This is a genomic window from Halomonas sp. BC2 (assembly GCF_002078115.1).
Lineage (GTDB): Bacteria > Pseudomonadota > Gammaproteobacteria > Pseudomonadales > Halomonadaceae > Vreelandella > Vreelandella stevensii.
This window is the reverse complement of the sequence record NZ_LFGT01000003.1, coordinates 161233-168554: the sequence shown is the minus strand read 5'-3', so window position 1 is coordinate 168554 and position 7322 is coordinate 161233. Positions and strand designations below refer to the sequence as shown.

Annotated in this window: 6 protein-coding genes and 1 pseudogene; 5 read left to right on the top strand and 2 right to left on the bottom strand. The window is 59.8% G+C overall.

From position 1 onward, the window contains the following. Nucleotides 1-51: 51 nt before the first annotated feature. Nucleotides 52-1098 (top strand): protease SohB, encoded by a 1047-nt coding sequence (gene sohB / locus B7L71_RS02270; RefSeq protein WP_081135715.1) that lies wholly within the window; start codon nucleotides 52-54, stop codon nucleotides 1096-1098. 10 nt (nucleotides 1099-1108) lie between these two features. On the opposite strand, the gene B7L71_RS02265 is transcribed toward sohB, so the two are convergent. Continuing rightward, nucleotides 1109-1429 carry an ArsR/SmtB family transcription factor gene (locus tag B7L71_RS02265; RefSeq protein WP_016913881.1) on the bottom strand — a complete coding sequence of 107 codons (321 nt, stop codon included), beginning with the start codon at nucleotides 1427-1429 and terminating at the stop codon, nucleotides 1109-1111. Nucleotides 1430-1684: 255 nt separating this feature from the next. Here B7L71_RS02265 and B7L71_RS02260 point away from each other — a divergent pair. The 3 genes and pseudogenes from B7L71_RS02260 to B7L71_RS02250 form a co-directional block, all read left to right on the top strand. After that, nucleotides 1685-3622 (top strand): annotated as a pseudogene (locus B7L71_RS02260) (propionyl-CoA synthetase); the annotation flags it as partial. A 138-nt stretch (nucleotides 3623-3760) separates the two neighbouring features. Then, nucleotides 3761-4429: a 7-cyano-7-deazaguanine/7-aminomethyl-7-deazaguanine transporter gene (locus B7L71_RS02255; RefSeq protein ID WP_081135710.1), complete on the top strand. Its 669-nt coding sequence runs from the start codon at nucleotides 3761-3763 to the stop codon at nucleotides 4427-4429. Between the two features lie 16 nt (nucleotides 4430-4445). Then, entirely contained in the window at nucleotides 4446-5252 is an 807-nt protein-coding gene (locus B7L71_RS02250; RefSeq protein ID WP_081135707.1) for an alpha/beta fold hydrolase, read from the top strand. 176 nt (nucleotides 5253-5428) lie between these two features. Here the strand turns inward: B7L71_RS02250 and B7L71_RS02245 are convergent, their stop codons facing one another. After that, a complete protein-coding gene (locus B7L71_RS02245; protein WP_249273154.1) occupies nucleotides 5429-6331 on the bottom strand; it encodes an ABC transporter substrate-binding protein in 903 nt (300 codons plus the stop codon). 451 nt (nucleotides 6332-6782) lie between these two features. On the opposite strand from B7L71_RS02245, the gene B7L71_RS02240 reads away from it, so the two are divergent. Continuing rightward, nucleotides 6783-7322: cation:proton antiporter domain-containing protein (locus tag B7L71_RS02240; protein WP_170919416.1), on the top strand; the 540-nt coding region annotated here is incomplete at its 3' end.

Here is a 7322-nt window from a genome sequence, read left to right as displayed (position 1 = left end):
GCCCGTACACTAATACTTTCCAGCGTTTAAAAATACCTGAGGAGATGAGTCATGGCGGAATGGTTGGTGGAAATGGGCACTTTCCTGCTGCAAACCACGCTGGTGCTGGCAGCAGCGGCAGCGTTGCTGATGCTGGTGATGCGAAGCAAGGAGTCCCCGTCATCGGGATTGAGGCTACAGGTAGAATCCCTGAACGACCAGCGTCGAGCCCGTGGCCGGCGGCTGCGGGTCAACACGACCGAGCAGGGCGCCCGCAAGAAGCTGATCAAGGCCTTCCGCCAGGAAGAGAAGGCGCGGCAAAAGGCGGCCAAGCAGGGTAAGAGTCCTTCTGACGCTGTTCAAAAACTATGGGTGCTGGATTTCCATGGCGATATCAAGGCCTCCCAGGCTGAAACCTTTGCCCAGGAAGTGTCGGCGGTGATCGATGTGGCCAGCGCCAGTGACGAAGTGGTGGTGCGTCTGGAGTCGGCGGGCGGATTGGTGCACGCCTATGGGCTGGCGTCGGCTCAGTTGGACCGGCTGCGGGAAGCGGGGCTGACCACCACGGTGTGTATCGATAAAGTCGCGGCCAGCGGTGGCTATATGATGGCGTGTACCGCTCACCACATCAAAGCGGCCCCATTTGCGGTCATTGGCTCCATTGGGGTCGTGGCTCAGGTGCCCAACATCCACCGTTTACTTAAACGCAACGATATCGACGTGGAGCTGCTCACCGCTGGCAAGTACAAGCGCACCTTGACCATACTGGGAGAAAACACCGAGGAAGGGCGCGAGAAGTTCATCGACGACCTCGAGAATACCCATCGTTTGTTCAAGTCTTTTGTGGCCAGCCACCGACCCGACATGGATATCGAGCAGCTGGCGACGGGAGAGATCTGGTACGGCAGCGAAGCGCTGGAACACAAGCTGGTAGACAGCGTGGGCACCAGCGAAGCCTACCTGGTCGAGCGCATGGCCGATGCGCAGGTATACCGGGTGAAGCTGGAACCGCCGAAGACCATGGGGCGCCGGTTTGGCCTTGCGGTGTCGGCGGGCATCGAGAATGCGCTGGTGAAAGCGCTGGGGGTGGTCGAGTCAGCCGGTTGGTTGCGTCGTTGACCTGACAGCGTCAGGCCGCATAGTGCTGTGCCAGGGTACTGATGATCGCCCTGGCGCTGTCACTGTTGAGCGAGTAATAGATGGTTTGCGATTCACGGCGCGTATCGACCAGCTTGTCTCGGCGCAAAATGGCCAGGTGCTGGGAAAGCGCAGACTGGCTCAGCGACAGCTGTTGATTGATCTGCGTGACAGAGAGCTCCGTCTCTGCCAGCAAGCAAAGAATTTGCAGCCGTTTTTCATTGGCCAGAGCCTTGAGCAGCTGGGTGCCAGCCTCGATGGCGAGCCCATTGTGTTCCAGAAGGCGTGCAGCGGCGCTAGTAGAAGCAGACATGAAACTCTCCTTGCCTACACTGTGGTGACAGCGTTGTTATTGATTATGTAGCCATCGTCGCGTCGCGAGGATTGGGTTGTTGAATGATCATTAATTTAGCGCTTTTTGTCCAAATGCGCGATTAACGTTCTATCAATGGTAAGCGTCGATTTTTTGTCGACAATCTTTCTTTTCCATATTCGCTTTGGTCGAATTTAAGCCCATAGTATGAGGGTGAAAGCGCGCTTTGCTTTGTAGAGTGTCAACAATCAAGTTCACAACAATGACAAGGCCGCCATGAACCGTTACCACTCCATCTACCAGCAGTCGGTTGAACAGCCAGAAGCGTTCTGGGCCGCACAGGCTCGCAAACTGCCCTGGTATACGCCCCCCAGTACTATCCTCAGCTATGACGAACAGCGGCATGCCCGCTGGTTTGGTGATGGCGTGCTCAATATCTGCCACGCTGCCATCGATGTACACGTAGAGCAGGGCCGCGGCGAACAGGCGGCCATTTTCTGGGACTCGCCGGTTACCCGCGGCAAACAGACGCTCACTTACCGCCAGCTGCGCGACCGGGTCGCCAAGGTAGCCGGAGGCCTGGCGCAATTGGGCGTCACCAAGGGTGACCGGGTGGTCATTTACATGCCCATGGTACCAGAGGCGCTGATTGCCATGTACGCCTGTGCCCGCCTGGGCGCGGTGCACTCCGTGGTCTTTGGCGGCTTTGCCCCCCACGAGCTGGCGGTACGCATCGAAGATGCCGAGCCAAGGGTAGTCATTGCGGCTTCTTGCGGGGTGGAGGTCGACAAGGTGCTGCCTTACAAGCCCATCGTGGAGCGCGCCATCGAGCTGAGTAGCTTCAAACCCCAAGCGTGCGTGGTGTTCCAGCGCGACGCCCACCAGGCCGAGCTGCAGCCGGAGGATCACGATTGGGCAACGCTCGAAGCCAGTGCCCAGGCCGCTGACTGTGTGCCCGTCAAGGCGACCGATCCGCTGTATATCCTCTACACCTCCGGCACCACGGGCAAGCCCAAGGGCGTGGTACGCGATACGGGTGGTTACGCCGTGGCGCTGCACTACTCCATGGAGGCCATTTACGACCTGGCGCCGGGCGATGTGATGTTCACGGCTTCGGATGTGGGGTGGGTCGTCGGGCACTCCTATATCGTTTACGCGCCGCTGCTACGTGGCTGCACCACGGTGGTATACGAAGGCAAGCCCGTGCGCACGCCGGATGCCGGGGCGTTCTGGCGGCTGATCGAGGAGTACCGCGTCAAGAGCTTCTTTACAGCGCCCACGGCATTCCGTGCCATCAAGAAAGAGGATCCGGATGCCAGGCTACTCTCACAATACGATATCAGCAGCCTGAAACATCTGTATGTGGCGGGGGAGCGGCTCGATCCACCCACGTTCCATTGGCTGGATGACCTGCTGGACGTACCGGTGATCGATCATTGGTGGCAAACCGAAACCGGCTGGCCGATTGCCGCCAACTTGCCCGGCATCGAAGCCGTGCCCACCAAGGCCGGTTCGGCCACGTATCCCGTGCCCGGCTTCGACGTACGCATTCTGGATCGCGACGGCGAGCAGGCCGAGGCCATGCAGCAGGGCAGCGTGGTGATCAAGCAGCCGCTGCCGCCAGGCTGTTTGATCGGCGTATGGCAGGACCCGCAGCGTTTCCACAGTGCCTACATGGCGGCTTTCCCAGGTTTTTACCTGACCGGGGATGGTGGCTATTTCGATGAGGAGGGCTACCTGTTCATCATGGGGCGCACCGATGACGTGATCAATGTGGCGGGGCATCGCCTCTCTACCGGTGAAATGGAGGAAGTGGTGGGTGCTCACCCGGCGGTGGCCGAATGCGCGGTGATTGGCATTCATGACGAGTTGAAAGGGCAGCTCCCGATAGGGCTGGTCATTCCCAAGGATGGCTTCCAGGGCGACGAAGCGACGCTGGAAGCCGAACTCATCGAGCGGGTGCGTGAACATATCGGCCCGATTGCCTGCTTCAAGCAGGTGCTGGTGGTCAATCGGCTACCGAAAACCCGTTCGGGCAAAATATTGCGCAAGCTGCTGCGCAATATCGCCGATGGCAAGTCCTACGGTATTCCATCGACCATCGATGACCCCACTAGCCTCGATGACGTGCATGACGCCATGTGTCAGCGTCAGGTAGGTGCCGCAGAGCAAGCGAAACCTCAGCAGAGCTGAAGCTTCGATGGCCGCCCCGCGCGTCTGGGCGGCTTTCATTACCAGCGAGAAGGCGTATAATGCGCGCCCCAGTAGCGTCATTACGCTGTTCACGAGGGTTCCCTAACCCCTCTTGCCACCAAAAAAAGGTCTCGCTCCATGTTTGCGCTCACCGATCTTCAGCATCGCCGTTGCCTGACGGTAATGGTTCTCTTTCATATTGCCATCATTGCCGCCAGCAACTATTTGGTGCAACTTCCCTTTACGCTGTTCGGCTTTCACACCACCTGGGGAGCCTTCAGCTTTCCGTTCATCTTTCTGGCCACCGACCTGACCGTACGCCTGTTTGGTAAAGGGCCGGCACGCGCCATCGTATTACGGGTCATGTTTCCCGCGCTGTTGGTATCCTATGTAGTGTCAGTGGTGTTTCCCCGAGGCAGTTTCGCGGGCCTTGAGGCGTTGGACGAGTGGAACCTGTTCGTGGCGCGGATTGCCCTGGCCAGCTTCCTGGCCTACGTGCTGGGCCAATTGCTGGATGTGCAGGTCTTTGACCGGTTGCGCCAATGGGCCTGGTGGGTAGCGCCGGTCTGCTCCACTATCCTGGGTAACCTGGCGGATACTTTTGCCTTTTTTGCGACCGCCTTTTACAACAGCCCCGATCCGTTCATGGCCGCCCACTGGGTGGAAATTGCCACGGTGGACTACGTCATCAAACTGGCGATCAGCCTGCTGTTCTTCCTGCCGTTGTACGGCTTATTGCTGGCGTGGCTGACGCGTAGGCTGGTGGTATGGACCGGCCAGACAGATGCCGAACCACGCACCGCTTAATCATCAAGGAGCCCCCATGACCGAACAGGCCACTGTCGACCTGCACGTGATCGATCTGCCCGCCGAGGTGGAAGCGCCTGAGCAAGCGCCGCTGATCGTCATTCATGGATTGTTGGGAAGTGCCGACAACTGGCGCTCGCATCTCAAGGTGTGGCAGCGCCAGCGCCGGGTGGTGGCGGTGGATCTGCGCAATCATGGCCGCTCGCCCCATGCCGAAGGTATGCGCTACACCGCTATGAGTGATGACGTGCTGGCCGTGATGGACAAGCTCTCCATCGAGAACGCGCATATTCTTGGCCACTCCATGGGCGGAAAAGTGGCCATGACGCTGGCTCGGCAAGCCCCCGAGCGCTGCTTGTCGCTGATGGTGGCCGATATCGCCCCGGTGGCCTACCAGCATGGTCATGACGATGTGTTCGCGGCGCTGAATCGCGTCAGAGACGCCAAGCCTGCCAATCGCCGTGAAGCCGATGCGCTATTGGCCGAGCATGTCAGCGAGCGGCCCACGCGACTGTTCCTGGCCACCAACCTGGTACGAGACGAGCAGGGGAGGATGAGCATTCGCGTGGGGCTGGACGAGATTCAGCGTGGCTATGAGCACATCATCGGTGAGCCGGAAGGAGAGGCCGCCTATGAGGGGCCAGCGCTGGTGCTGCGTGGGGCCAACTCTCACTACGTGACGGATGAGATGCTGCCCAAACTACGCGAAGTGCTGCCACGGGCCCGCCTGGTGACGCTGAAGAATGCTGGGCATTGGCTGCATGTTGACCAGCCAGAAGCGTTTCAACAGGGGATCGACGCTTTTATTGCGGCGCACTCCTGACGCTAGCCCACTCAATCCAACCACCAATCCAGCCACTCAACCCAGCGGCTCGATCGACAGCCCGTGCTGATCGGCGTCGCGGATGAAGCGGTTGAGAATGCGGTAGGTATCCATGTCGAACTGCCCGGCAGGTGTGTTCAACGCCAGTGCTGCCTGCGGCTCCCGCCTGGGCGCGCTTATGGCTCGGCCAGGGTATGCGGATTAATGGCCAGCCGCGAGGCAGGCAGCGTGGCCTCTATCGTGCCGGAGGCCAGCAGGTAACGTTCGAAGGCGCTGTAACGACGCTCATCCAGGGCGGCCGGGCTCAGCGCTAGGCGGCGCACGATATTTGCCCAGGCGCCCTGGTTGACCGGGTTGTCGAGCACTGGCTGAGTGTTGATCACTAGTTGCCAGGCCTCGTCGGGGTGGTCGACGATCCAGTTGCTGGCCTCTTCCAGTGCGGTCACCAAACGCGACCAGGTGGCTGCCCGCCGCGCGACAGAATCGCTGTTGGCCAGCAGGATCAGGCCATCATGGCGGGGAATGTCGAGCGCTTGATAACGCACCGTGTGGGTTACGATACCGTCTGAGGCCAGCTCTTCCGGCAGGGTCAGATAAAAGCCGTCGGCAATGGCGTCGACGCGCCCTTCGCGCAGAGCGCCGGCCGCATCGAAGTGGACGTTTTCGGCGGGCGAGAACTCATCGATTTGCCGCAGGGACAGGGGCACCAGCGGTTCCGCCAGTAGGTCGCGCCCTTCGCGGGTCGAGAAGCCATAGTGGACTCTGCCCAATCCCTGGAGGGGGTCGGGCGAAGTGGCGGTGCCTGCCACGATCACGGCATTCAACGGGGTTTCGACCAGCGTGGCAATCCGCACGATGGGGGCGCCATCATGCACATTCAGGTGCAGCAGCGGCTGGCGTGAGAGTGCCAGGTCTACCTCGCCGGCCGCCAGCAGCTTGATGGCGATAGCCGGGTCGGCGGGCGTCTGTAGTTCCACCTCCAGCCCTTGTAGGGCAAATAGCCCGCGCTCCCTGGCAACGATCAGGGGGGCGTGCTGGGGGCTCAAGTACCAATCGAGCATCAGGCTCAGGTGCTTCATGGGCGGTGGGTCCAGAGGAGGCGGTGGTACCAGCGCCATACTGGGAGCATCGTCTTCACTGGATGCTTGTTCCGGGGAAGATGTCTCAGGCTTGTCGCTTCCGACGGGCGCCGCTTCTACCTCGGGGGGTGGAGTGCTTGGCCACAGCCCTTCAGGCAGCACTAGATCACTTTCAAGCTGCAAGGGCGCGGGGCGAGTGTCGGGTGTTTCTGTATCATTTGCGTAAGTGGCTGAAATTGAAAATAATAAAAAAACGACTAAGACTAGGGTAAGTATGGAACGGGCACGCAATAATGCGTTCAACATAACCTGAACTCCAGAGGGTACGACGGCGGAGTTTAGCTGTCTGGGGAAGTCTCTGGCTAGCCCTGGGGCCATCTGGTCAACTCGCCCAGTAAAATTCGCTTGGACATGCAATAATAGAAAGGCATTGATGTAGAGACGGAGACTCATGGACACTATTAATACCTTCTTTCTGGTAGGCGGTACCCTCATGGCGCTTAGCATTCTAGCGAGCCGCTTGTCCTCCATGATGGGCGTACCGCTGCTGCTGATCTTCCTGGGGCTGGGAATGCTGGCCGGGGAGGAGGGCTTATTGGGTCTCGAGTTCGATGACTACTCCATGGCCTTCATCATCGGCCATCTGGCGCTGGCCATGATTCTGCTGGATGGTGGGTTGCGTACACGACTCAAGACGTTTCGCGTGGGGTTTCGTCCAGCCCTTTCGCTGGCAACGCTTGGCGTGTTCATCACCAGCGCCATCGTGGGCGTTATCGCCATGTGGGTCTTCGACCTCACCTTGATTCAGGGGCTGCTGGTGGGGGCTATTGTCGGCTCCACCGACGCGGCGGCCGTGTTCTCGATGCTCAGTGGCCGTGGGGTAAACCTCAACGAGCGGGTTGGGGCAACGTTGGAGATCGAGTCAGGCACCAACGACCCGATGGCGATTTTCCTGACGCTGATGCTGGTCGAGATGCTGGTGGGGGATATT